Below are 22,582 nucleotides of genomic sequence, written 5' to 3' on the forward strand. Positions count from 1 at the left end.
CTTGAGTGTGACTCAAGTTGAATCTTCGATACCTTCAACACAACCAATCGGCATGGAAACGTAAGAAGAACCAGCACTTTCAGAACGAGCCGCAGATATTTTGCAAATTAACACGATCCGACCACCGCTAGCGTAGCAAAATGGCATTGCCACGCTTTGAATGGGCAGAACTTGGTCTAGATCGTCGCAGGACGAGGCACTAGCTTCGGTTTTCATACCAAACTAGCCGGCCAACCCCATCCACACGTTGAAGCACCAACAAATCGAGATCACCATCGTGATCCAGGTCGTACGTTAAAACCTTCTCAAAGGTTCCCTTGGGCAACACGGCGATCGGGTCAACAATCCAAATTGGACTATCACCAAGAACTTGCTGCCGATAGCAAACCAACGTCGCTTCGCCATCGCGGTGCAAAGCCCCATGAATCACGTCACTGCGACCACTTCCCGTGAGATCGGCGATCGCTACGCATGTGCCTTCTCTCGCATTATAAGCGGGCGGAATCACGGAAGTCTTCCAACTTGGCGACCGCTGCCCATGTTGCACATAAAGACGCACGAAGCCGGATTTCGTGGCAGCGGCAACGTCCGGTAGGCGGTCTTTTCCAATATCACCGATCGCTAACGCTGTGATGCTATCACTTTCGTCGCCGATCATCGTGTGTAACCAAGCTTCGGGACGCGTGGCGTTTTCGGGGCCAGGATTGGTCAGCCAGTGGATTCCCGGTGCAATGATTCCATGATGCGTGAAGACGAGATCGATTAATCCGTCGCGATTCAGATCGTGCGCTAGCAGTGACGAGCCTGCTTCGGCGCGGGTGATCGGGTGAAAACCCTCCACGTAGAAATAATCCGCCGTGTTCCCTTGCCGCTGTAGCCAACCAATGGTCGCATCGACGCCAACGCCAGCACAGAACACCTCTTCACCACGAATCGTGTCGATCCGTCCGACAGCCAACTTTGCGCCGGAAATTTCCTTCTGATCTCGGACGATCACCTCCGAGAGCCACTGCCAAGATCTTCCGTTTTTGCGTATCACCGGTTCGGCCCGGTGCAGCATTAATGGCTCCGCATCGCTGCGATGGCTAGTTACGATATCAGGTCGGCCATCCCCATTCAGATCGGCAATTACCACATCGGCAGGATGTGCGACGGCTTGCAGGGTGCTTGCATGCCACAGCTTCCTTGCCACCGTTTTTCCTGGATGCAAATAGGTTTGAACTAACCCAGCTTTCTCGGAGTCGACCGCGATCGCGGCCACATCAACCAGGCCATCCCCGTTCAGATCACGTGCGACGATACGCTGAAAGTCGAGCGAATCGTTCGCGATCTTATGCTCTTTCCACCCGTCTCCTGCCGGGGAAAAGGAGGTCATCATCAAAAAAGGAAACCACATCGCTAGCAACGAATTCTTCATGAGCGTTCATCTCGCTAGGGTATTCAGCAAACGCCGCCTCAGGTGGTTTCAATAGACAACCTTCCTTCAATTTCATCAATTCATTTGCAAGACTACCGAACGCCACGGAAACGTCGCAACGGCTATTTGGCCCGCTTTTTGACGGGGATTTGAATCTCCCAGTAGCGATCCTTCTTGGGCTTCATCGGTCCGTTGTAACCAAGCCGGCGTGGCTGCCCCGCTTCTTCCCATTGTTGATTCTTCTCGAGCCAAGCACGCAGTTCCTCCAAGCCTTCTCGGAAAGCTTTCTCGTTCATCGCGCCTCGATAGCCGAGTGTGAGGAAGTCCTCCGCGTCGCGATTTTCAACGATTACTTTCCCCAGGCCTGGCCCCGCTTTGCCTTGATCGGGCTGGCGATAGACGAACTCCATCTCGACTTCTGATTTGTCATCTTCTTTCGAGTAGGTATTAATCACCGGAGCCGTCATCTCGACACCGTTGGCTTGAATATGGGCGAATAGCTGCCAGAACAAAGCGTTATCGGCCTGATCGAAGCTACCGGTCGACTCCGCTTTGGCCGTGCGATATGCCGGGTAGGTCTTTACTTCGATCTCACCTGGCTCCGTCAGCTTTGGCCATCCTTGGGGCAGAGGAGCATCCGACTTGTCATCAGAACTACCGTCAGCTGCGAAGCTGTACGAATGGCCAAAAGCTAGCAACGCGAACGCGAATATGAATGCTATCGATTTCATCGCAATCTCCATCGGGGAAGTTAGAAGCGGACCGCTTCACGATAACCGATAGCGATTCAGAGATTTAACATGACGTGGCGAATCGAGTTGGAACGGCGTCAGATGGGAACTGCAGTCAAGAAACGTTGGAAGGGCAAGCCTGGCGTACAGGCTGCCCTTCCGGTCCAATCGCTCCCAGTAGGGAAGGTAATCGCTTAAGGGATCCAGTAAACGGCTCCCAAGATCGCGGCCGATTGATAGGCCGCACCGCGGGCACTCAGCGGTACCGGCGGGATCAAATAAGGTGCACAATTGCCCGGGCGGTAATAGCCCAACGCATAGCGGCATTCGTTTGGCGGGTTGATGCCCATTTGGTAGGGCAGCAGGGCAGCACTGCCAAAGAAGTGAGCTCCCGATAAAACAACCTGCGAGATCGGTCCGGTCGTGTGACCGTAGCGTTCCAGGGCTCGCTCTTCAAAGTACAGTGGCTTATGACAAAGGGCGGATGCGGTCCAATTGACTTCCAACGGAGCCCAATGACGTCCGAGGAAAGGTTGATCGGTCCAACCGCATTCGTATGGCAAATTCCAGTAAGCGGCGACAAAACACTTCTCGTCGCTGGCCAAGGCTTTGAGTGGAATACGCTTGATTTCGGTACCCGTGTCGATGCTGAGACGGCGATCACGGATATCGAGCATGCGACCTTCCGCGATCAACTCGCCTGACTCGTTATGCCACTCGCGGACTGGCGACTCCTGCATTGCTTGGGCCTGCTGCGAGCGGGCCATGTCCGAATCTTCTTCATCCGGTGCAAACGGAGCGGAGATATCGACTGAGATGTTACGAATATCGATACGGCCTAATTCTTCACGAATCGCAATGCAGTCTTCCGATTCTTCGCAGCAATTACGCTGTTTATAGGTCTGCTTGCAGTCCGCAGCATTGGCCATCGGAGCTTGCGGCTGCGCACCGTAGCTAGGTGCTGGCAGTGGTGTGGATGAACGAGGAGGCATCTGCGAGTCCTGCGAAGGAGCACTCCTCTGCGGGGCTTCCTCGATTGGTGCTGGCGCCATTGGCTCCGGCTGCATCGGCTGCGAAGGAGCTGGATCGATGGCCATTGGCTCTGGCATCGGTTCCGGTTGAGTCGGGGCTTCGGCCGGTGGCTCTTGTGGCAATGAAAAGCGGCTGCGAGGTGGCTCGGCCTGCTGAGCGGTGTACTTCTGAAGCTGATCGTTGAATGGGTCGTTGAACGGATCAGCCGGGGGGAGCGTCGAGGCGTTCTGAACGACATGTCCGTCTGCGGAAGTCAGTTGCAGGTGATTGACCTGCTTCACTTCGGTGGCCACCTTTGCGGTGGTAAGGACCTTAGAGGAAGGACGCCATTGGAGATGGCTTTGCGGCGTAGTCGTCGGCTTTTCGATTGGCGCCGCGGCGGTTTGGGAAGTGGAGAGAGCACGGGGCGTTTGCGCTTCCGCGGCTGGCAACAGCGCTCCCAACACGACGCCACCTTGAACCACCAAGGTGGCGACAAGCTTGAAACTACTCGGAGTCGTGTGTCTCCGGGCTGTAGTTAGGAGACTCTTGAGTGATAGCGATGTCATGAGGATGGCTTTCCCTAACACTAGCCGAGGTTACTCGGATAAATGTCGCGTCCTTGCGAAGTTCCTCGATAGTTTTCGTTCCACAGTATCCCATGCCGGAACGAAGTCCGCCGACAAGTTGATACACGAACGCACTTAAATTTCCCTTGAACGGTACTCGGCCTTCGACCCCTTCGGGAACGAGCTTACCACCATCGGTGATACTGCCTTGCCGGTAACGTTCTTTGGAGCCACGGACCATCGCTCCCAGGCTTCCCATTCCGCGGTAAACCTTGAAGGTTCGACCTTGGTATAGGATGACCTCGCCAGGACTTTCCGCCACGCCGGCAAACAACCCGCCGATCATGACCACACTCGCCCCAGCGGCGATTGCCTTGGTAATATCTCCCGAGAACCGAACACCGCCGTCTGCGATAATCGGAATCCCGTGCTTCAAAGCGACCTGACTGGTGTCATGAATCGCCGTGATCTGCGGAACTCCAACCCCGGAGACGACTCGGGTTGTACAAATCGAACCTGGTCCGATGCCAACCTTTACCGCGTCCGCGCCCGCTTTAATCAAGTCTTCGCATCCTTCTGCGGTCGCCACGTTTCCGGCGATCACGTCGATGCTCCAATTCTTCTTGATCTCGCGAACGGTCTCGATGACGTTCTTGGAATGCCCGTGGGCACTATCCACTACCAACACGTCCACGTCGGCGTTGATGAGACTTTGAACTCGGTCGAAATCCATCACTCCGACAGCGGCTCCTGCCCGCAAACGTCCCATCGAGTCTTTGGACGCTTGGGGGAACCGGTTCATCATGTCAATGTCTTTGATCGTGATGAGACCTGTCAGTTTGTATTCTTCGTCAACCAGTAAAAGTTTCTCCACCTTTTTAGCCGTTAAAATTTGCTCAGCTTCCGCAAGCGTTACGGTCCCCGTTGCGGTCACCAGGTTATCTTTCGTCATAACCTCTTTGATACTAAGGTCATTGGACTCCAGGAACCGTAAATCGCGGCGCGTGATGATACCAGCTAGCTTGCCATCGTCCCCAATGATGGGCACGCCAGAGACGTGATGCTGATCCATCACACGGCGGGCTTCATTGACCGGAGCGGAAGGGGGCAGGGTGACGGGATCGACGATGATGCCGTTCGCAGAACGCTTCACCTTGGTGACTTCCTCGGTCTGAACCTCGGTGGAAAGGTTCTTGTGGATAATCCCCAGGCCACCTTCTTTGGCTAGGGCGATCGCCATTTCAGACTCGGTGACCGTATCCATCGGCGAACTGAGCAGCGGGATGTTCAGTGCGATGTTGGCCGTTAGTTGTGTCTTGGTGGTCACGTCTGCTGGCACAAAGTCGCTGAAGCGAGGGCTCAACAAGACGTCATCAAAAGTAATCGCGACCTTGGCGAAGCGATCTTCCATAGACATTCAAACTCCAGTCGGCAATGGATGCAGGCAAGTCAGGGTAGAGAAACCCTGCATTATGCACCAAAGCATGCACTCTCGGCAACGCATGCGACTTTAGGGAAAACCGACAATTTAGGTGCATTTCATTCCGAAAAACCGCCATCGACCGCTTCCCCCTCGAATTGGTATGTTTGGCGACTCCCAGTACCACGTTTTTTTCGACGAATAAGGATGCAGGAAAGATGTCGCCCCAAATCTCACTTATTGGCCTGACCATTCTGCTTGGCTTCGTCGCATGCAGCGTGCAAGCGGAAGAGCCCGCAACGCAAATTGAGGAAATGATCGTCCTCAAGGTTCAGGTGATGGAAAAACGGCCTGGCCAAGAAAAACCGGTGACCTTGTCGCAGCCGATGGTCCAGACCATGATCAATCTGCCCGTCTCGCTGAACGTTGGTGGCAAGGCAAAATCGAAGTTCGGCGATCAGGAACATTCGCTCGGCATGCAAATGGGAGCCCGCTTTGCGAAGCTCGAAGACGACAAGTACGAGCTGAAATTGGCCATGTCGCTGGGCGATCAACGCCAGCCCGAAGACGAACCGCAAACAGAAATCTTCTTCGAGAATCGCTTGCATGTTCGTACCATCATGAAATCAGGCGAGACGAAGAAAATCACGATCTCTCCTTATCGCTGGTGCGAACTGACGATCAATCCATCGCAGACCGAGCGAGAAGATTTTCCAAAGGTAAGTGCCGTCCCATCGACTGCTCCGGGCACATCTGCCTCATCGCGCTAGACGAGGCTCTCACGGCGACCGTCCGCGGAGTGAACCGCCTTCCCACGTGAACCAAAGAATCGAAATGAAATGCCTTCAATGCGAGTCGACCAGAATCGTCAGCGGCGTTCGGCCGGTCGATCATGGCCATGGCGGCAACATGTACAACCTATCCCTAGAGGTCTATGCCAACCCGAGCGCCTGGCTGTTTAAAGAGGCGCATTCGAGCCCCATGCTGGCCAACGTCTGCGTGGACTGCGGCTACGTGATGTTTTACGTTTCGATACCTGAGGCTCGAAAGCTGGAGCAGCAAAAGGAACGAGGCGAAAAGCGATAGCGTTCGTAAGCTTTAAGCCCGCTACGAAAACTCAACCGAACGTCGACTGAAGAGATTGTATTCAAACTCTTCCAGGCGGAACTTAGGCTTCGCATCGGCCACGCTGGCCACACCGGCAGTCACCAGCAACGGCAGATAATGATCGGGCGTCGGGTGGTTTCGCCGAACATCCGGAGCTTTGCTGGCGTAGTCCATCAGCACATCGTATTGCCGAGCCGCGATTGCCTTCGCTGCCCAATCGTCGAATTCCTGAGCAAACTGAGGCGTGACCATCGGCAAACCACGTCGTAGTTCGAGCATCGGATGCGTGATGTTGCCGCTTCCAACAATTAGCACACCTTCGTTACGCAGTGGTGCCAATGCTCGGCCGAATTCGAACAGCCCTTTCGGTCCCTCAGCACTTGGCATCGAGACCTGTAGCACGGGAATGTCTGCCTTGGGATACATGTGCACCAGCGGGGTCCACGCCCCGTGATCGAGCCCACGGCCGGAACGCGCGACCGATGAACGTGGCAGGATCGCTTCAACCCGTTCAGCCAATGCCTTCGCGCCAGGGGCATCATAACGAACTTCGTACAAGGCCTGAGGAAAGCCACCAAAGTCGTAGACCAATTCCTTGGGGTCCGTGGTGCTAAGCATCACGGGACGCGTCTTCTCCCAATGCGCCGAGATCACCAGAATCGCCTTTGGGGCGGGAAGCTGTTGGCCCCACTTGGTGAAAGGAGCGCCCTTCGACGGGGTGATTGCTAGATCTGGTGAGCCATGGGCGACGAAGATGACCGGCATTTTGCCATCACCCGCCCCATCTGGCCCTACTGGAGTGGCAAGAGCTTCGGCTCCAATCGCACCTGAAAAGGCCATAGCGGTACCTCCCACTGCCACATCCGTGTTGAATTCGCGTCGATTCAACTTCACCGAATCGTTGGACGACAAATCTTCCGACGTCATCTTCACATGTTCCTCTTTCCAAACGACCTGGTGAAACCGATCCACGAACCGGTAGCCACTTCACCAAACACCACACATGAAAATTATTGACATGTCATCTATATGCGTCAATCCTGAAAAAAGGGAACCACCAATACGGTGTCCGAAGCGAACGAGCAGCTACGCCAACGAGGGCGGAAGCTTGCTTAAATGGCCTCTTAGAATGCGTGCGGACAATGCCACACGCCAATAGGAACTACCACCACTTCCCAGGGCGGCCACCATAATAGGTCTTGTTTTCGGTGTTGTGATACAACACCGATGGAAGAAACGGGCCGGCATAGTAGACGCTCGTAGTGCCCATCACGTATGTATCAAATAACCAGTAGTGACTTCTTCCCTTACTCGATCTAAAGAAGGTCGCGTTGTACGTATGCAGTTTGCTTTTATGGGTTACCGAGATGATCGTAAACTTGCATGGTAGGTGAGGAGCAACATAAGCGCCTCGGTCATTGGCAGCCTGAACGCAACTTTGTCCTCGGACAATATAGTTGTTGCTTGAATACCGCCATCCGCTTCCTTTCAGGACACGTTTCAGGTCCGCCTCGACCTGGGTTGCCATCTTTTGCTCGTCATCGGTCAGGTTCTCAGGTGAGAGAAGATGAAGCTGACTTTTAATCTGCATCCACATCGACTCAGCACGGGCAATCTCAGTGGTCATGTCTTACCCTTTTTCAATTGATCATGGTGCGGTAACTGGCGGATCAAGCATAAACATGTGATTATGCGAAGTAAAGCATTTACTCAACATGCGCGATCATTTGTAGTGAGCCAGATACAGCCACCAAGTACAACGATTTGACTCAATGCTGCTACCACGGTTGCCAACCGCCTTACGAAATGGTGATGAACCTCACACCCCTCACCAGCCACAGCCCACGAGAATAGCTCGACCATGACGACTGGAATCCACTCCCCGTTCTTGTTTGGCAACCAGAAAATTGCCGGCGTTGAGCACCACCCCGGAAAGTTCTCGCATCAGTTCGGAGGTGGTTCGACTTTCCAGGGAACGTCGCGCGAAGATTGCGACGGATTACACGTGCACCTGATCTATTTGTTCGATCTCAACGATCCGAAGATCCCCATAGAAGTCCCAGGGATTCGCTGGCTACCGCTGTTCTACTGCTTTGACTTTCAAGTGGTCACGATCGGATATCAGCTGCTTGACGATCAGCACCTCAAATTCTTCTTCAATCGAAGCGATGCCAGGACCAGTGATCATGAAGAGTGGCCGGGGGATGACTTTCCGATGCAGTTTGTTCAAAGCGAGGTCACTGTGCATGATCGGAGGTACGATCCGCAAAACGTCGAAGATGCCTACAGGTTCTCCGGAATCTTCGGTGTGGACGAGCTTTCCACGTACGACTTGGAATTATTAAAAGAGAGAGTCGTCCAAGAGAACGAAGACTTGTTGGATGCACCTCTCGAAAACGACGAGGACTTTCGCGACCATTTGCACATGCCATTTCTCAACGGGATTCCAGAGGCCCGCTGCATGAATCCTGTTTGTGATCTCGCTCAACAGAGTCGGAAAGGCCAGCTTAAACCGCTGGCGTTATTGAGTGGAAATCCAGCAAAAGGCGTTCATCTATTCGGAGAGTTTGGCGACTATACGTCGCTCTACTTTCAGCGGTGCGAAATGTGCCAGACGATCCGTGTCGACGTTTGCTGAAAGTGCCTACTAAGTCCCTTCCTCAAACACGCGTCGCTGCTGTCGCTTGTTGCGGAAGATACCGGTCTTGTTTGGCGTCGTGGCAGGCACCATCACTTCGGAAGCGACCTCGTAGTTGAGAAGCTGGACGGTCGTCTTCGATTTCAGCTTGCCGTCCGCGCCGTAAGCGGTCATCCAAGTTCCGACCACAAAGCCGGGCACATCGGCACATTGGGCTTCGACGGTTTCGGTTGTTTCATCCGTTGATGTCGTCTTCTGAACGATAAAGGCGACCGTTTTAATCTCGGTAAGCACCGGGTATGGCTTATCTAGTGCGATTACTTCCGAGACCATTTGCTTGTCCGGGGCATCTGCTCCGGCTGGCGTAAAAGTGTGTTCGCGGCGGAGAATGTACGGGGGCGTGTCGGCGTTGTAAAAGACTTTGCCCGTGACCCTGGTTGGTTCCCCCAAAACTTCCATCTGACGTACTTCACATTTGAAGGGCTTACCCAGAATCGAGAGTTTTTGCTCGCCACCAGGCGTGATGCGTACGCGCTGCGTTCCGGTCTGACCATTGATGCCGCTGCGGAATTCACGAATCGGCTTCTCGAAGACTTGCCCACTAACTTCTGACTTCGCTTCGCGTTCGAGCACGATGTAGTCGCGGCCAACTTCCTTCAACCGAATCGTCAACGTGGTGGTCATCGAAGAAACGAGTTCACCATCCTTGAACGTTTCGGTGACCTGCTTGATCTGCTTCCACGATCCTTCCGGAAAGCTGGCCCACTCATGGTGCTCGGGAGGAACCAACAGTTCCTGCGCGGCTACCCACGACGGCAGCAGAAGCAGCAGCAAAAGGGCGAATCCTCGGAGCATGTAAACTTCCCAGATAAAACGAACCAGACGAAACGGTTTTCGGACAAGTCGATTTGACCAGGGACATGAATTGCCCGGGCCTTAACTTGCCTAGGTTACTTTATCATGGAGCGCGATACATCCAAGTGGGTCTATTCAAGTGCCCCGGACGCCCTATTTTTCGCCACTTTCCGATTCACTCCCCTCAAAGGTGTGTGTCTCTGGCAACAACTTTCCCACAATTTCCGAGTCTTGGCGAGGAAAGATCGTCCGTATATCCAATACAACCTCACCCTCGCTGCCGCTTAAACTGGCGACCGCTGGGAAGTTTTGAAGATGCTCTGGCACCGACATCTTGCCTTCTTCCGAGAGCTTTAACACAACCTGGCGCGACGGCAATTTGATGCCGCCTGGCAGTGGCGTAGCTTCGACTTCCCGCATGGTAATTTCGTCAATCCAAGCAGAGATGGTCAGCTGTTCCGCTAAGCGTGTTGCTCGCAAATCAAGGTTCTCGATCGAAGTCGAAATAAGTGAAAGTAGAGGCAGACGATCCTCAACTCGTTCGCCCGATTGATGAATTCGTAAGCAAGCTTCCAATTCGACCAAGCAGGCATCGCCCGCTTGCAGGTAAGCAGCCATCGCCATATGACGGAGCAGGGCGATCGATTCACGTTTACCAAGCACGATTCCACAATCGGGTCCCCCCATTAAGAAACCACCACCGACCAAAGCAACGTCTGCCCCAGCAGCGACAGCCTGCTTGGCACTGGTCAACTCAAATGTCTCGTGCGTTTCATCCGACACGAGACCGGCAATCCCCAGGTCGACCCAGCATTCGGCTTTAGCTCCGCGAAATGCCTCTAGTAGCTTTGTTGTTGGTGGGATTACTGTGCTGCCAGGCCCATCGAAGTTTGTGCGATCGAACCACAATAGGCGTGCCGCTTTCCCCTGAATGCCTTCTTTCAGCTCGTTGAAATCAATCTCGTTGCTCGCTCCAATCTCATGAATGCCATTCACTTCCTCGAAGTGCTTCGGCAAGTTCAGTCCATCGAAGGTAGCGGACATCTGCGAACGCGGCACGTAGGTGTCGTACGCTGCAAGATGCTTCGTGATGAGATACATCGCAGCTTCGCGATCTTGAAAGACAATCGCAGCCTCAGCCCCCGTCATCTCGCAAAGCAGTTGCTCAACACTTTGCCGGAAGTCGGCTTGCGCAGAAGCAAGGTGATAGTCATGCCGCCGGGCATGGGCCTGCACAATGATTTCTTCCGCCATCGGTCCAACAGGAAACTGGCGTCCAAGAACCTGACCGGTAGCGTTGATGACCTCGGGACGACCTAATCCCTTCTTACCGAGAATCCAATTCGATATCTCGCTGGCCAATCCCTGAAGCGAAGTGTAGGGCAGGGTAGGAGCCACTTCCATCGCCATCTTCTGATACGGTTCGAGATACGACTTGATCCCGGCAGCGACCGTGCTGCTGGAGACCTTGTGTGCGAGATCCTTCAGTGGACGAAGCTCCATCAACTGAGAGATGGAAGGAATGCGATTTAATGGCGAATCTGACATGCGGAAACCTTTCTGCGACATGGGGCAATCCCTATTATGCCCCGATCAGCCCAGGCTTTCACCGGGCCTCTTTTGATCCATGGATGTTGACGATGGCATTGAAAGTTCATTCGGCACCGACGCATGATTCTTGCAAGAACGAAAAAAGCCACTCTGCATGGGGAGTCAGAGTGGCTTTCGAGAATGCGTTTTCGCTGTGACTTAGAACTTCGGACGTGGCAAGTCCATGAATTCACTAACCGTCTGCGGCGGGCCCGGCTCCGGTTCGCTCGAGAACCAACCACCAAACCAGGACGAATCTTCTTGCTTCTTGCTCGTCGAACGATATCCACCATTGTAGCTAGTTCGCTTGGTGGTCTTCGCATCGTCGCCGTCATTGAACGGATTGAGGAAATCCGCCGACTTGTAGAAGAAGTCTTTCGTGCCGTTGTTGATCTTCTGGAAGGTGCTCGGACCTTTCGGCTTTTTCGGCGCCGAAGTGCTGCTTCCCCAGGTTAACGGGTTGTACCAATCGGCTTGGGCCGACAGCGGCATCGATAACCCTAACAGGCAAACGAGTGTCCAAACGATGACTTGATGTGTGCGGTTCATTTCTCCGACTCCCAACAGTAGAAATTTGCAGGCGCGGATAGTCGCAACATACCGCAGGTCTGTCCAGAGCAATTTCCCGCTTTTCGAGGGGCAGACGAGCCATGCCGATTGTCCCCGAAAGCGATATTCCGTAGAGTGACCGTTCCACCAACACCGCTTTGAGGATGCAAGCATGACGAAAAGTTCCCTAAAGGTGGGATTCATCGGTGCTGGGCAAATGGCCCTCGCCATGGCTCGCAGCTTCGTTGATCGAGGAGGGATCGCTGCCGAAGCAATCGTTGCTTCTGATCCCTATCCCGAAGCGCTAGAGCGGTTTAAGAAGACGATTCCCGGCTGCGAAACAACCGAAGACAACCAAGCGGTGATCGACGAAAGCGACGTCATCATTCTTGCGGTGAAGCCGCAAATGATGGGCGAAGTTGCCAAGTCGATCTCCGATATCCCAGCTGGCTGCTTGCTGATTTCGATCGCCGCTGGCATCACCTTACCTAAATTGACATCGATCTTTCCGACTTCGCGTATTGTCCGCGTCATGCCCAACACCCCTTGCCTGGTAGGCATGGCAGCTTGCGGTTATTCCGCAACCGACGACACCGCTCCGGAAGATATTGAACGAACCCAGCAACTGCTCGAATCGGCTGGCGTGGCCGTGAAAGTCCCTGAGAAGTTGCTAGATGCGGTCACCGGATTGTCAGGTTCCGGACCTGCTTACATCTACATGCTGATCGAAGCGATGAGCGACGCCGGCGTCCGTGAAGGCTTGCCAAGAACCGTGGCCACCCAACTGGCAGCGCAAACCGTGAAAGGGGCAGCCGAAATGGTGTTGTCTACCGGAGAACACCCTGGATCCTTGAAAGACAAAGTGACCAGCCCAGCCGGAACCACCATTGCTGGGGTGCATGTCCTGGAAAAAGCTGGCTTCCGCGGAGCAATGATCGACGCGATTTCCGCGGCGGCAGCTCGGTCTCGGGAATTAGGGTTAGATTGACAACCCAAACCACCGATGCCAGTAATATAATGAAATGGTAAATAGACTGCCTGCTAGAAAAGGAGTCGCCCATGAGTTCGCTCTTTTGCATCATTGACGACAAACACGTACCGATTTATCGCATCCTATGGATCGCAGCCGTTCCCCACTTCTGTGGAGAAGACGACTGCCAATGCGAAGGTCGATACGAAGTTCGCCTGGAACAAGGCGAGTCCCTGTGGACAAACCGAGAAGAACGAGACGAGGTACTGAAAGCACTCGAGAAGTGGCACACCGGTGACGATCTCGATGCTGGTGGCCAAGACTTTGAAAATTGGTCGTAGTCGTTCTGCGGTAAACAATCGCCCAAATGAAACTCCGAATCAACGTTTTCCCGAAAACGCTTAACACAAACAAAAAAAGGACCTGGCCAATTGGCCAGGTCCTTATTTTTTGGGGTCTGTTCGGATTCATCGCTCCGAAGGGTTTATCCGATCGCTATCGACCGCTTATTTCTTAGCGGTTTTCTTTTTGGCGGCCTTCTTCTTAGACGAGCCGGTGCTGCTTGCCTTTTTGGCGGCTGCCTTGGTGGTGGACTTTTTCGATGCAGATTTCTTCTTGGCTGGGGCCGGACCAAAAGCCGATTCCCATCCGGCAGCGTACTTTTCGGTGGAGCCCACACGAATGATAGACACGGTAAAAACCTCCTGGAAACTTAATGGCCTGAAACGTATTCAGGAACGTGAATCTCTGTTAGTAAAAAGCGTTTTGCCTGCGTGGTCAAGGACCTGCCTGCTATCGCTTTAACTTCTTGTACTTGAAGCGATGTGGCTCGTCGGCATTTCCACCCATGCGTTCCTTACGATTTCGCTCGTAGGTATCGAAGTTTCCTTCGCACCAATGAACGTAACCATCTCCTTCAAACGCCAAGATGTGCGTCGCAATACGATCGAGGAACCAGCGATCGTGGCTCGTTACGACCACGCAGCCGACATAGTTCAGAATCGCTTCTTCCAAAGCACGGAGCGTGTCGACGTCCAAGTCATTCGTCGGTTCGTCAAGCAGCAGGACGTTAGAACCTTTTCGAAGGAGTGTCGCCAAATGAACGCGATTGCGTTCACCACCGGAAAGCACACCAACCTTCTTTTCCTGATCGGGGCCTTTGAAGTTGAAGCGCGATACGTACGAACGCGCGTTAATCTTCCGCTTGCCCAATTCGATGATATCGTGACCGCCGCTGATCTCTTGAAAAACGGTCTTATCAGGATCGAGGGCATCACGGGACTGATCGACGTAGCCGAGTTCTACCGTCTCGCCAATCACGATCTCGCCCGAATCAGGCGTCTCTTGGCCGGTTAGCATACGGAACAGAGTCGTCTTACCGGCACCGTTGGGACCAATGATGCCGACGATTCCTCCAGGCGGTAGACGAAAGTTTAGGTCTTCGACCAAAACTCGATCGTCGTAACCCTTGTTAACGTCTTTCACCTCGATCACCAGATCGCCAAGACGCTTGCCTGGCGGAATCTGGATTTCGAATTCGTCTGGCTGATCGTCGTATTGCTCGGCCACCAACTTCTCGTAGGCGTTCACACGAGCTTTACCTTTGGACTGTTTCGCTTTGGCGGACGAACGAATCCATTCCAGTTCCTTCTGCAAAGTCTTCTGGCGAGCTTCGCTTTGCTTCTCTTCGACCGCCAAACGCTTCTGCTTTTGCTCAAGCCACGAAGAGTAGTTGCCCTCGAACGGAATTCCCTTGCCACGATCGAGTTCCAGAATCCAGCCAGCGACGTTATCCAGGAAGTAACGATCGTGGGTCACGGCAACGATCGTACCTGGGTATTCGGCCAGGTGATGTTCCAGCCACAGAATCGATTCGGCGTCCAAGTGGTTCGTCGGTTCGTCCAACAGCAGCAAGTCGGGCTTCCGAAGCAGCAACTGACAAAGCGCCACGCGGCGGCGTTCACCACCAGAGAGATTCGTGACGCCTGACTCGGGCTCGGGAAGATTCATCGCGCTCATGGCGATTTCGATCTCACGATCGAGTTCCCAACTGTTGGTCGCCTCGATCTTGTCTTGTAGCGTCGCCATCTCTTCGTAGAGAGCGTTCATCTCTTCTTCAGGGAGATCTTCGCCCAATTTGCCGCTAATCTCGTTGAATCGATCGAGCAGCCCTCGGCGTTCGGCGACCGCTTCTTCGACATTTTCGTAGACATTCTTGTCAGGATCGAGCTGCGGCTCTTGCGAAAGATAGCCAACCGTAAACCCATCACTAAGGCGGGCTTCTCCGTCGAACTCTTTATCAATTCCGGCCATGATCTTGAGCAGGGTACTTTTTCCCGCACCATTCCGGCCAAGAACGCCAATTTTCGCTCCAGGATAGAATGCCAGGAAGACCTCCTTTAAGACCTCGCGAGGCCCGATCTTCTTGGTCAATCGCTCCATCTGGAAGATGTACTTCTTACTCATAGAAACAACCAAATCCCTTCTTAGGGGAAAATTAATAGTCCTTGCGCAATTATGAACATATCACGTGCCAGCATCCACTAGGGAAATCACAATCCCTTAAAGGGAATCCTGCCGGAAAAATATGTTCCCCCACGCCTTTTTTTATAGTTGCAAACGGTCGATTCTCTGGTACGATCCGAAGTGTTGGAAGCACACACCAACCCTCACTAATCTCACTTATCTCATCGGTACGATTAGGTTTAGCTCCGAGGATCCACCATCCCCTCCTCGCCCTGCCATGAGCTTGAACTTAACTCGAACCATCCCGATCAACAGCGTGGCTAGTCCCCCTAGCCACGCTTTTTTTATGCGCTCATTTCTCGGTTGAGATCAACCCGTTTTGCCTTGCTATCGCACGCGTGCAAGCGTGCGAAGTTCTATTCCCACTCGATCGTCGCAGGTGGCTTCGTGCTGATGTCGTAGCACACGCGGTTCACACCCTTCACCTCGTTGATAATGCGGGTCGAGATGCGTGCCAGCACTTCGTAGGGCAGATCGCTCCAGGTCGCCGTCATGAAGTCGTCCGTGTCGACGCAGCGAACACATACCGCATTGTCGTACGTTCGGGCGTCTCCCATAACGCCGACGCTTTGCACCGGCAGGAGAACGGCAAACGTTTGCGATGTCTGCCGGTAGAGACCTGCAGATTTGATCTCGTTGACCACAATCGCGTCCGCCTCTCGCAGGACGGCCAGTTTCTCCTCGGTCACTTCACCCAGGCAACGCACGGCCAAGCCAGGACCAGGGAACGGATGTCGCCACACGATATCTTCCGGCAAGCCAAGCTCGATCCCCAGTTTCCGGACTTCGTCCTTGAACAAATCCCGGAGCGGCTCGACCAGGTCGAAACCAAGTTCCGCCGGCAATCCACCCACATTGTGATGGAGTTTGATCACAGCAGCGGGCCCATCGAGGGCCGCACCACTTTCGATCACGTCCGGATAGAGCGTTCCTTGCGCCAGGTACTTGGCGTCTTCGATCTTCGAGGCTTCTTCTTTGAAGCACTCGATGAACTCGTAGCCAATCCGCTTCCGCTTTTCCTGTGGGTCAGAAACGCCTTCCAGCTTCTTCAGGAAGCGTTCACGTGCATTGACCACATGCAGGTCGGTTTTGAAGTGGGAGGAAAACTCCGCAATGACGGCTGCTTCTTCGTCTTTCCGAAGCAAACCGTTATCGACCAGAATGCAGGACAGCTGATCGCCGATCGCTCGGTAGAGCAACGCTGCCACAACCGATGAGTCGACGCCCCCGGACAAACCGCAAATAACGCGGGAAGTACCGACTTCTTCGCGGATACGGGCGATTGTTTCGCGGGCAAAGTCACCCAGTTTCCAAGTCCCATCGCAACCGCAAATCGAGATCACGAAGTTTCGCAGAATCTGGCTGCCCAGCGGGGTATGCGTTACTTCCGGGTGGAACTGAATGCCGAACTGCAGGCGATCGACGTGTCGCATCGCGGCCACTGGGCATGTGCGGGTCGAAGCCAATGGGCGGAATAAACCGCTGATTTGTTCGACCTGATCGCCGTGGCTCATCCAAACATCGGTTTCGTCGGGGAGCCCGGCCAGCAGATCCGAGGGATCGGTGATCTTAATATGAGCGTGACCATATTCCCGGGCCGAAGCGTTACGGACGCTTCCCCCAAACCGATCGCACATCAGTTGCATGCCATAGCAAATGCCCAGGACAGGAATGTCCAGGTCGAAGATGCCAGGGTCGCACTTGGGGGCATCAGGCTCGTAAACACTGGAGGGGCCACCAGATAGGATGATCCCTTTCGGAGCCAACTCGGCGACTCGCTCGGCCGTGATGTCGTGACGAACGATCTCACAGTACACGTGCTGCTCACGAACTCGGCGAGCAATCAATTGGGCGTACTGCGAACCGAAGTCGAGAACGAGAACACGTTCCGAGTAAATGTCGGTGGCACCAGGGGAATTGACCGAGGAGGTTTCTTGCATGGTTTCCGTCCGTGGTCGTTGGGCCGAATGGACAGGGCCGGGAAATGAAAAAACCCGCCGAGGGAAGTGGCGGGAAGTGGAAACGAGCGATTATATCGCGAGTTTTCCCACCTTCCAACCGGCTGAAGTCGCCGAAAGAGGCAAGTCGCGGGAAACCTGTGCGGGATATTGGTGTCCCATGAAGTACCAACGTCTGGAGAACTACCTCGGAATGCGCAAGATCGGTCCAGCGACCTGGCGAACCTTGCGCCTCGCCAGCTTGGTTCCCCATGCATAAACGACACAGGCCAAGAATGAGAATCGCTGACGTTACTAGCCGGTACTTCACGATCCGCAGGATAAAAAATACCTCGGAGAATCGAAATCACATTCATGCGAAGGTTAGGGCCGCAGGCTACGGCTTTATGGGAACCAATCCATCCGTATGGTTCGATCGGATGGCAATCGAACGATTTGTTCGGGAACTTCGCGGACTCGATCAGACACGAGAAGGCTCGGCAACTCTCGAAACGTTGTCTCCAGGCGAATGCGAGCTAACCATCCATAATGCGGACCGTTGCGGCCATATTCAGCTCGTCGCTACGATCGTGCGATCGATTTACGAGTTTGAGAAGTACGAGTACCTTCGCTGCCGGCTTAGCTTCGAGGTCAATCCAACGACGTTTCCCCAAATCATCGAAGACTTAGCAGAAGAACTCCTCACTGGCTAACAGCCTGTTGAATTTCTCAGATCGGCTACGTAATTGAAATTGGGGCGATTGCGGCGTTGTGAATTCCTCGACATATCTCGTGGATATGCCTGCGGACTCACGCCTTGCCCTCGCCCCAATCTCAATGACTCGCTAACGAAGCAGAAAATCAACAGACTGCTAACAAACCCATTTTTACCGCAAGCCTTGATATGTTAAGTCCATGCGAGCCTCGTTTACGGGGCGTTCATTTGCCGTAAGATGAAGGAAAAACCCGAGGTGGAACCACGATGAAAATCTTATTGGCGAATGACGACGGTATTTATGCACCTGGCCTCGCCGCGATGGAGAAGGCTTTACGCAGCTTGGGAGATGTGACCGTCATCGCCCCAGCCACCGAGCAAAGTGGGGTCGGGCACTCGATTACTTTCCTTAGTCCGCTGGTCTGCAAAGAAGTCTTCGATGGCGATCGTCGACGTGGCTATGCCGTGGAAGGCAGCCCGGCCGACTGTGTGAAGCTGGGTGTTGTCGAGCTGATGTCGGAGCGACCTGACTTGATTGTTAGCGGCATCAACGGCGGGCTGAACGCGGGCATTAATGTGCTTTACTCCGGTACCGTAGGAGCGGCGATTGAAGGTGCTTTCTTCGGAATCACCAGCATCGCGGTCTCACTCGAGTGGAACGAGCATGCCCAGTTTGATCGGGCTGCCGAGATGGCTCGTCAGGTGATTCAGCAGATTCTCGAGCACAAATCGGACTCCCCCAGACTGTATAACCTGAATATTCCGACCGCTGCCACAAAGCTCCCCCCCGGCGAAGCAGAGCTGAAAGTGGTACCGATGGGCGTTGTCCGTTACGGCGAGCACTTCATCAAGCGGAAAGATCCCCGAAACCGTGACTATTACTGGGCTACCGGCGATCCGCCGCCTGCTCACGGCAAGGAAGAAACCGACCTCTCCGCACTCGAAAAAGGGTATCTGACCCTCTCGCCGCTGCACTTCGACATGACCGAGCGAGCACAAATTGACGAAATGAAGCCTTGGAATTTGCGAGTCGTTGATTAGGGTAGAAGTACCCCGATTCACTTTTCAATTCATTTTTCCGGCATTTGAGGCCGGCGTCGCAGTGCGCAGATAGGCACGAATGGACTTTCGTGTGATTGCGCCAGATCCATCGACACTGCTATGTTCGTAAGAAAAGTGACTCTGCTCGGGGTTCTTGCCCTTAGCGCCTTCGTATTCGTACCTTCCGTAGGTGAAGCTAACGACTGGACGCTCGCGCCCAGTAAGTACAGCCACAATCCGGAAACAGGTCAGCGAGTTTCGCAGTATGCCCAGCCGCAACCTGCGTTTGTCTACGAGAACCCGACCTACATGAAGTCGGGTTACCACCATCGTCGCGCCACGTTACGAAACGCGGACGGCAGCTTGGATCAATTGCACATCGTGGAAGAATGGGGACGACCAGTTCGCCCGTACGGCGAATGGGAGCGACCATTCCGTCCGTACTCTGTACCGTATCAGTTGTGGGGGCCACCTTACGGCGGTCTCGGACCGATCTATCAAAACTTCCCCTACCAAGCCCCATACCCCGTCGCGCCCTACGGCCAGGGTCAAGGTTCCAACGGACCTGGCTTTGGCAACGGACCTGGCGGCGGGCCGGGATATGGCCAGGGTCAAGGTTACGGCCAAGGTCCCGGCGGTGGGTACGGGCCATCGGGAGGCTATGGTCCGTACAACTAACTTTCTGACTCCCGCCTGACACTCGATTCAGGTGGGACAAATCAGTTCCGCTCAGCAAACCAGTCGATTGCATTCGCGGTCGCTTCGTCGTACTTGGCGAGCAACGCCTTCTTCAGCCGAGCGGCGATCTCTGGGTGTTGTTCCTTGAGGTCCTTCGTTTCGCCGATGTCCTCGGTAAGGTTGTACAGCTCGAAGTCGGTGAACTTGACGTCTTTGATCAGGGAATAGTCTCCCTTTTTATAAGCCGATCCGGGCGAAACGTTCCCTTGATCCCACAACGCAACAAGCTTCCAATCGCCATCCCGTACGGCTACCTTCGAGTCGCCGAATGCACGGTAATAGTGCCAGAACAATGGCTTCTCACGTTTGACGGTTTCGCCATCGAGCATCTTGGCCAGGCTCGTTCCGTCAAGCTTCGTTCCTGCGGGGATCTCGGCTCCGGCCAACTCGCTGAAGGTCGGCAACAAGTCGAGTGAGCAAACGGGCAAGTCCGACTCCACACCGGCTTCGATCTTGCCAGGCAGACGCGCGATCCCAGGCACGCGAATTCCTCCGTCATAAATATGCAGCTTCATGCCACGCAACGGCCCAGGCGAACCATGCGAACGCCACGCGTTCTTATAACGGTTGAGCGTTTCCGGGCCGTTATCGCTGGTGAACACCACCAAGGTGTTGTCACGCAGGTTCAACTCGTCAACTTTGGCCATCAGCTTGCCAACCGCTTGATCCATATTGGTCACGTTCGCGTAGTAGAGAGCCTCGCCTTTCTTCTCAGCGTCAGGATAAGTCTTCACTAACTCGTCCGGCGAAGCGATCGGCTCGTGCGGCTCGTGAAAGGTAACCAAAGCGAAAAATGGTTTATCATCATCGTGAACCTCGGACAACCAATGGATTGCTTCATCGGCCACGACCTGACATGAGAACCCCTGGGTTGGCCCAACCCGCTTTCCGTTACGCACGAAGTTGGTCGGGTTTTCGTGCGATGGCCCAGCATTGTTTTGGGTAGCGAACCAGTAATCAAATCCCAAGTCGTTCGGCTGTGGCTGATCGGGCGAGTTGAACTTGCCGTTACAGTGCCATTTTCCGAAGAGCCCTGTTTCGTACCCGACGGACTTCAGAAGTCTCGGCAAGGTAACTTCCTCAGCACGAACGTGCATCGGTGAGCCACCAGGAATCCAATCGTAAACCCCCACCTGAGTCGGCGTTTGTCCGGTAATCAATCCAGCACGCGAGGGAGAACAAACCGGGGCGGCACTGTAATACGAAGTAAATCGCACACCTTCATCAGCCAGCTTGTTCAAGTTAGGGGTCCGAATCGACGGATGACCATAACATTCGAGATCGCCGTAGCCGAGGTCGTCGCACATGATAACCAGGAAGTTCAAACGATCGTCCGCCTTAGTTACGGACGTAAACGCGCAGATCGCCAAGATCGCGATCGAGAGACGTAGGGTGTTCAACACGAGCAGGCTCTTTAGCAGAGAAGGGGAAGGGGGATCATGAAAGGACGTGTCCCCCTAACCTAGCCGATGCGTAAGCAGGATGCTAGTTTTCGGCCTGTTTGACGCGTTTGGCGGCCTCTTGATGGGCGAGACGCGCAGTGTCCCACATGTAGCGGCTAATGCGTTGGCTCCCCGCTTCTAGCAGTTTAGGATCGCTGGCTTGTGCCAAGTATTTGGCCGCCTTGGCATCTTCATCGTGAGCCTCGAAGTACAGTCCAACATATAGCAGCGTATAGAAACGATACCCAGCCGCTGCCTGACCGGTGAGCATCGTGTTCTGCATTTCTTCTAGCACCTTCTCCGGCGTGACCTTTCCCTCGTACAAACGGAACACTTCCATCAACCCAGGGCGTGGATCGCGTTCGATCGGAAGTAACGTTTCTTGAGCCTTCTTGAGGCCATCCGCTTTGGCAACGCAAAGATACCGAAAGGTCGAGTTCTCGACGTCCTGATCGTGATAGTTCTGGTAGTCGGCGAATTGCTCAGCGCCCTTAGCGTAGTCGCCGGCGAAGTAAAGCGAGATGCCTCGTTCCCACAAGCTTTGCTTGCGAGAAGGGTCGAGTTCAATCAAGCGATCAAAATCGCGAACCGAATCTCGATACTTACCAGCGAAGAAGTTGTCGCACCCACGCAAGTAATAAAGTTGGGGACGATCTGGCTGCAGATTGATCCATTGATCGAGCACGGCAACCGCCTGCTTGAAGTCGGAGGCGTCGCGGGCTTCAACGAGCTTTTGATTGAGTTCCGTTACCGATGGCGTGGGCTCGTCGGCAGACGCATGCCTGCCAGCCTCCATCATAAAAGTCACGCTAGATATCAGAATGAAGAGGCACTTTATCTGCGTATTCACGATGTACATCTTGAATAATCCGTTGCAAGGGCTTTCGCCGGATACGACGCTGGGCCTCTTCCAAGAGGCACCATCGATACCGGTAGTCTACCGCGCCCTCAGCATCCCAGTGCTTCCCGAGGTAATGCACGGGAAAGGCCCAGATCACACCAGGCTCTTCGTTACGGGATCGACGCAAGGTAGCGACGGGCTCTGATGCTAGCGGACGAACTCGCAGATGCCAACGCTTTTCAACGTTGCCGATGATTTGGGAATGATCATCGAAAGAGGGAACCGGGAAAGTGGGAAACGCCCAACGATTGGTTGGTTGATCGGACATCAACCAAAACTCCATCCCTAGTTCCGTTCTTCGAACGATAACCGCGCATATCCATTTTCGAGGGGGCATTCGAAGTCGACTGTCATGAATAGCTGGTGACGATCAGGCACGGCCCCTAGTTCCTGAGAGGGACCCTCCACAATGGTAGTGCACTTAC

At 54.1% G+C, this 22,582-nt stretch carries 24 protein-coding genes; 9 read left to right on the plus strand and 15 right to left on the minus strand.

The window, feature by feature from the left end:
- Window positions 1-199: 199 nt before the first annotated feature.
- The 4 genes from C5Y83_RS12200 to guaB all read right to left on the minus strand — a co-directional run bounded on the left by C5Y83_RS12200 (window position 200) and on the right by guaB (window position 5,139).
- A complete protein-coding gene (locus C5Y83_RS12200) occupies window positions 200-1,417 on the minus strand; it encodes an FG-GAP repeat domain-containing protein (protein WP_105330020.1) in 1,218 nt (405 codons plus the stop codon).
- Between the two features lie 122 nt (window positions 1,418-1,539).
- Window positions 1,540-2,148, minus strand: a complete 609-nt coding sequence (locus C5Y83_RS12205; protein ID WP_158262336.1) for a heme-binding protein — start codon at window positions 2,146-2,148, stop codon at window positions 1,540-1,542.
- Between the two features lie 194 nt (window positions 2,149-2,342).
- Window positions 2,343-3,728, minus strand: a complete 1,386-nt coding sequence (locus C5Y83_RS12210; RefSeq protein WP_146117756.1) for a hypothetical protein — start codon at window positions 3,726-3,728, stop codon at window positions 2,343-2,345.
- Window positions 3,667-5,139, minus strand: a complete 1,473-nt coding sequence (gene guaB / locus C5Y83_RS12215) for an IMP dehydrogenase (RefSeq protein ID WP_105330023.1) — start codon at window positions 5,137-5,139, stop codon at window positions 3,667-3,669. The genes C5Y83_RS12210 and guaB overlap by 62 nt, the downstream gene beginning before the upstream one ends.
- A gap of 227 nt (window positions 5,140-5,366) precedes the next feature.
- On the opposite strand from guaB, the gene C5Y83_RS12220 reads away from it, so the two are divergent.
- Both C5Y83_RS12220 and C5Y83_RS12225 read left to right on the plus strand, forming a co-directional pair.
- Window positions 5,367-5,918, plus strand: a complete 552-nt coding sequence (locus tag C5Y83_RS12220) for a hypothetical protein (RefSeq protein ID WP_105330024.1) — start codon at window positions 5,367-5,369, stop codon at window positions 5,916-5,918.
- A 64-nt stretch (window positions 5,919-5,982) separates the two neighbouring features.
- Window positions 5,983-6,234, plus strand: coding sequence for a hypothetical protein (locus tag C5Y83_RS12225; RefSeq protein WP_105330025.1), 252 nt, complete (start codon window positions 5,983-5,985; stop codon window positions 6,232-6,234).
- A 21-nt stretch (window positions 6,235-6,255) separates the two neighbouring features.
- Here C5Y83_RS12225 and C5Y83_RS12230 read toward each other — a convergent pair whose 3' ends face one another.
- Window positions 6,256-7,182, minus strand: a complete 927-nt coding sequence (locus C5Y83_RS12230) for a DODA-type extradiol aromatic ring-opening family dioxygenase (protein ID WP_199195033.1) — start codon at window positions 7,180-7,182, stop codon at window positions 6,256-6,258.
- 235 nt (window positions 7,183-7,417) lie between these two features.
- Window positions 7,418-7,882 (minus strand): hypothetical protein, encoded by a 465-nt coding sequence (locus C5Y83_RS12235; RefSeq protein WP_105330026.1) that lies wholly within the window; start codon window positions 7,880-7,882, stop codon window positions 7,418-7,420.
- Between the two features lie 234 nt (window positions 7,883-8,116).
- On the opposite strand from C5Y83_RS12235, the gene C5Y83_RS12240 reads away from it, so the two are divergent.
- Window positions 8,117-8,893, plus strand: a complete 777-nt coding sequence (locus C5Y83_RS12240) for a hypothetical protein (protein ID WP_105330027.1) — start codon at window positions 8,117-8,119, stop codon at window positions 8,891-8,893.
- Between the two features lie 9 nt (window positions 8,894-8,902).
- Here C5Y83_RS12240 and C5Y83_RS12245 read toward each other — a convergent pair whose 3' ends face one another.
- From C5Y83_RS12245 to C5Y83_RS12255, 3 genes are all read right to left on the minus strand, one after another.
- Window positions 8,903-9,748, minus strand: a complete 846-nt coding sequence (locus tag C5Y83_RS12245) for a hypothetical protein (protein ID WP_105330028.1) — start codon at window positions 9,746-9,748, stop codon at window positions 8,903-8,905.
- Between the two features lie 153 nt (window positions 9,749-9,901).
- Window positions 9,902-11,317: a hypothetical protein gene (locus C5Y83_RS12250; RefSeq protein WP_105330029.1), complete on the minus strand. Its 1,416-nt coding sequence runs from the start codon at window positions 11,315-11,317 to the stop codon at window positions 9,902-9,904.
- Window positions 11,318-11,497: 180 nt separating this feature from the next.
- Entirely contained in the window at window positions 11,498-11,887 is a 390-nt protein-coding gene (locus C5Y83_RS12255; protein ID WP_105330030.1) for a hypothetical protein, read from the minus strand.
- Between the two features lie 172 nt (window positions 11,888-12,059).
- Between C5Y83_RS12255 and proC the strand changes: the two genes are divergently transcribed.
- Together proC and C5Y83_RS12265 are read left to right on the plus strand one after the other, a co-directional pair.
- Window positions 12,060-12,875: a pyrroline-5-carboxylate reductase gene (proC, locus tag C5Y83_RS12260; protein WP_105330031.1), complete on the plus strand. Its 816-nt coding sequence runs from the start codon at window positions 12,060-12,062 to the stop codon at window positions 12,873-12,875.
- Between the two features lie 71 nt (window positions 12,876-12,946).
- Window positions 12,947-13,198, plus strand: a complete 252-nt coding sequence (locus C5Y83_RS12265) for a hypothetical protein (RefSeq protein WP_105330032.1) — start codon at window positions 12,947-12,949, stop codon at window positions 13,196-13,198.
- Window positions 13,199-13,363: 165 nt separating this feature from the next.
- On the opposite strand, the gene C5Y83_RS12270 is transcribed toward C5Y83_RS12265, so the two are convergent.
- The 3 genes from C5Y83_RS12270 to guaA form a co-directional block, all read right to left on the minus strand.
- Window positions 13,364-13,549 (minus strand): hypothetical protein, encoded by a 186-nt coding sequence (locus C5Y83_RS12270; RefSeq protein WP_105330033.1) that lies wholly within the window; start codon window positions 13,547-13,549, stop codon window positions 13,364-13,366.
- 100 nt (window positions 13,550-13,649) lie between these two features.
- Entirely contained in the window at window positions 13,650-15,323 is a 1,674-nt protein-coding gene (gene ettA / locus C5Y83_RS12275) for an energy-dependent translational throttle protein EttA (protein ID WP_105330034.1), read from the minus strand.
- 416 nt (window positions 15,324-15,739) lie between these two features.
- A complete protein-coding gene (gene guaA / locus C5Y83_RS12280) occupies window positions 15,740-17,323 on the minus strand; it encodes a glutamine-hydrolyzing GMP synthase (RefSeq protein ID WP_105330035.1) in 1,584 nt (527 codons plus the stop codon).
- Here guaA and C5Y83_RS12285 point away from each other — a divergent pair.
- The 4 genes from C5Y83_RS12285 to C5Y83_RS12300 all read left to right on the plus strand — a co-directional run bounded on the left by C5Y83_RS12285 (window position 17,322) and on the right by C5Y83_RS12300 (window position 19,754).
- The gene (locus tag C5Y83_RS12285) at window positions 17,322-17,600 is read left to right on the plus strand and encodes a hypothetical protein (protein ID WP_105330036.1); all 279 of its coding nucleotides are present in this window, start codon (window positions 17,322-17,324) and stop codon (window positions 17,598-17,600) included. The two genes, guaA and C5Y83_RS12285, sit on opposite strands and share 2 nt — an antisense overlap.
- Before the next feature lie 160 nt (window positions 17,601-17,760).
- Window positions 17,761-18,033, plus strand: coding sequence for a hypothetical protein (locus C5Y83_RS12290; protein ID WP_146117757.1), 273 nt, complete (start codon window positions 17,761-17,763; stop codon window positions 18,031-18,033).
- A 269-nt stretch (window positions 18,034-18,302) separates the two neighbouring features.
- A complete protein-coding gene (surE, locus tag C5Y83_RS12295; RefSeq protein ID WP_105330038.1) occupies window positions 18,303-19,076 on the plus strand; it encodes a 5'/3'-nucleotidase SurE in 774 nt (257 codons plus the stop codon).
- Between the two features lie 120 nt (window positions 19,077-19,196).
- Window positions 19,197-19,754, plus strand: coding sequence for a hypothetical protein (locus C5Y83_RS12300; RefSeq protein ID WP_105330039.1), 558 nt, complete (start codon window positions 19,197-19,199; stop codon window positions 19,752-19,754).
- A gap of 41 nt (window positions 19,755-19,795) precedes the next feature.
- On the opposite strand, the gene C5Y83_RS12305 is transcribed toward C5Y83_RS12300, so the two are convergent.
- From C5Y83_RS12305 to C5Y83_RS29420, 3 genes are all read right to left on the minus strand, one after another.
- Window positions 19,796-21,217: a sulfatase-like hydrolase/transferase gene (locus C5Y83_RS12305; protein ID WP_233207200.1), complete on the minus strand. Its 1,422-nt coding sequence runs from the start codon at window positions 21,215-21,217 to the stop codon at window positions 19,796-19,798.
- Between the two features lie 82 nt (window positions 21,218-21,299).
- Complete coding sequence (locus C5Y83_RS12310) at window positions 21,300-22,064, minus strand: tetratricopeptide repeat protein (protein WP_158262337.1); 765 nt, start codon at window positions 22,062-22,064, stop codon at window positions 21,300-21,302.
- Between the two features lies 1 nt (window position 22,065).
- A complete protein-coding gene (locus C5Y83_RS29420) occupies window positions 22,066-22,425 on the minus strand; it encodes a hypothetical protein (protein ID WP_158262338.1) in 360 nt (119 codons plus the stop codon).
- Window positions 22,426-22,582 lie beyond the last annotated feature (157 nt).

Origin of the sequence: Blastopirellula marina (genome assembly GCF_002967765.1) — a bacterium.
Taxonomy (GTDB): Bacteria; Planctomycetota; Planctomycetia; order Pirellulales; family Pirellulaceae; genus Bremerella; species Bremerella marina_A.

Bases quoted from the DNA above. Each gene is read 5' to 3' on its own strand.
- C5Y83_RS12255 (WP_105330030.1), bottom strand. From the start codon at position 11,887: ATGAACCGCACACATCAAGTCATCGTTTGGACACTCGTTTGCCTGTTA.
- C5Y83_RS12230 (WP_199195033.1), bottom strand. From the start codon at position 7,182: ATGACGTCGGAAGATTTGTCGTCCAACGATTCGGTGAAGTTGAATCGA.
- C5Y83_RS12245 (WP_105330028.1), bottom strand. From the start codon at position 9,748: ATGCTCCGAGGATTCGCCCTTTTGCTGCTGCTTCTGCTGCCGTCGTGG.
- C5Y83_RS12210 (WP_146117756.1), bottom strand. From the start codon at position 3,728: ATGACATCGCTATCACTCAAGAGTCTCCTAACTACAGCCCGGAGACAC.
- C5Y83_RS12300 (WP_105330039.1), top strand. From the start codon at position 19,197: ATGTTCGTAAGAAAAGTGACTCTGCTCGGGGTTCTTGCCCTTAGCGCC.
- C5Y83_RS12200 (WP_105330020.1), bottom strand. From the start codon at position 1,417: ATGAAGAATTCGTTGCTAGCGATGTGGTTTCCTTTTTTGATGATGACC.
- C5Y83_RS12240 (WP_105330027.1), top strand. From the start codon at position 8,117: ATGACGACTGGAATCCACTCCCCGTTCTTGTTTGGCAACCAGAAAATT.
- C5Y83_RS12250 (WP_105330029.1), bottom strand. From the start codon at position 11,317: ATGTCGCAGAAAGGTTTCCGCATGTCAGATTCGCCATTAAATCGCATT.
- surE (WP_105330038.1), top strand. From the start codon at position 18,303: ATGAAAATCTTATTGGCGAATGACGACGGTATTTATGCACCTGGCCTC.
- ettA (WP_105330034.1), bottom strand. From the start codon at position 15,323: ATGAGTAAGAAGTACATCTTCCAGATGGAGCGATTGACCAAGAAGATC.
- C5Y83_RS29420 (WP_158262338.1), bottom strand. From the start codon at position 22,425: ATGTCCGATCAACCAACCAATCGTTGGGCGTTTCCCACTTTCCCGGTT.
- C5Y83_RS12235 (WP_105330026.1), bottom strand. From the start codon at position 7,882: ATGACCACTGAGATTGCCCGTGCTGAGTCGATGTGGATGCAGATTAAA.
- C5Y83_RS12220 (WP_105330024.1), top strand. From the start codon at position 5,367: ATGTCGCCCCAAATCTCACTTATTGGCCTGACCATTCTGCTTGGCTTC.
- C5Y83_RS12290 (WP_146117757.1), top strand. From the start codon at position 17,761: ATGGCAATCGAACGATTTGTTCGGGAACTTCGCGGACTCGATCAGACA.
- guaA (WP_105330035.1), bottom strand. From the start codon at position 17,323: ATGCAAGAAACCTCCTCGGTCAATTCCCCTGGTGCCACCGACATTTAC.
- proC (WP_105330031.1), top strand. From the start codon at position 12,060: ATGACGAAAAGTTCCCTAAAGGTGGGATTCATCGGTGCTGGGCAAATG.
- C5Y83_RS12225 (WP_105330025.1), top strand. From the start codon at position 5,983: ATGAAATGCCTTCAATGCGAGTCGACCAGAATCGTCAGCGGCGTTCGG.
- C5Y83_RS12205 (WP_158262336.1), bottom strand. From the start codon at position 2,148: ATGAAATCGATAGCATTCATATTCGCGTTCGCGTTGCTAGCTTTTGGC.
- guaB (WP_105330023.1), bottom strand. From the start codon at position 5,139: ATGGAAGATCGCTTCGCCAAGGTCGCGATTACTTTTGATGACGTCTTG.
- C5Y83_RS12265 (WP_105330032.1), top strand. From the start codon at position 12,947: ATGAGTTCGCTCTTTTGCATCATTGACGACAAACACGTACCGATTTAT.
- C5Y83_RS12285 (WP_105330036.1), top strand. From the start codon at position 17,322: ATGGTTTCCGTCCGTGGTCGTTGGGCCGAATGGACAGGGCCGGGAAAT.